General features: G+C 69.9%; 1 pseudogene. It reads left to right on the top strand.

Going from position 1 to position 1,159, the window contains the following annotated elements:
• Positions 1-1,159, top strand: a pseudogene (locus AB0B40_RS38210) (alpha-1,4-glucan--maltose-1-phosphate maltosyltransferase); the annotation flags it as partial.

Raw genomic sequence — 1,159 nt, 5'->3', positions numbered from 1 at the left:
GGCGGCGCTGTCGCCGGAGGTGGGGGCGGTGCTGGCCCGTCATCCGCTGCGGGAGCTGGTGACCGCCTCGGACCCGATGCCGCTGCTGGTGGAGCGTGAACGCGCCCTGTACGGCTCCTGGTACGAGTTCTTCCCGCGCTCGGAGGGCACCGCGGAACAGCCGCACGGCACGTTGCGCAGCGCCGCCCGCCGGCTCAAGCCGATCGCGGACATGGGCTTCGACGTCGTCTACCTGCCCCCCGTCCACCCGATCGGCACGACCTTCCGCAAGGGCCGCAACAACACCCTCACCGCCGGCCCGGACGACGTCGGCGTGCCCTGGGCGATCGGCTCGCCCGAGGGCGGCCACGACGCCGTCCACCCCGGCCTCGGCACCCTCGACGACTTCGACCACTTCGTCGGCACGGCGCGCGCCCTGGGCCTGGAGGTCGCCCTGGACTTCGCGCTGCAGTGCTCACCCGACCACCCCTGGGTGCAGAAACACCCCGAGTGGTTCCACCACCGCCCGGACGGCACCATCGCCTACGCGGAGAACCCGCCGAAGAAGTACCAGGACATCTACCCCATCGCCTTCGACGCCGACATGGACGGCCTGGTCGCCGAGACCGTCCGGATCCTGCGGCACTGGATGGGGCACGGGGTGCGGATCTTCCGCGTCGACAACCCGCACACCAAGCCGGTGGTGTTCTGGGAGCGGGTCATCGCCGAGGTCAACCGCAGGGACCCCGACGTGATCTTCCTGGCGGAGGCGTTCACCCGTCCCGCGATGATGCACACCCTCGCCCAGATCGGCTTCCAGCAGTCGTACACGTACTTCACCTGGCGCAACACCAAGCAGGAGCTGACCGAGTACCTCACCGAGCTGTCGGGTGAGGCGGCGGCCTACATGCGGCCGAACTTCTTCGCCAACACCCCCGACATCCTGCACGCCTACCTCCAGCACGGCGGGCGTCCCGCCTTCGAGGTCCGTGCCGTCCTCGCCGCCACCCTCTCCCCCGCCTGGGGCATCTACTCCGGCTACGAACTGTGCGAGAACACCCCGCTCAGGGAGGGTGGCGAGGAGTACCTGGACTCGGAGAAGTACCAGCTCAAGCCCCGCGACTGGGAAGCCGCCGAACGCGAGGGCCGCACCATCGCCCCGCTCATCACCAGGCTCAAC

This window comes from Streptomyces sp. NPDC042638 (assembly GCF_040647235.1).
Lineage (GTDB): Bacteria > Actinomycetota > Actinomycetes > Streptomycetales > Streptomycetaceae > Streptomyces > Streptomyces rameus.
Note: the sequence above shows the minus strand (reverse complement) of the source record. Positions and strands in the feature narration are given on the sequence as shown.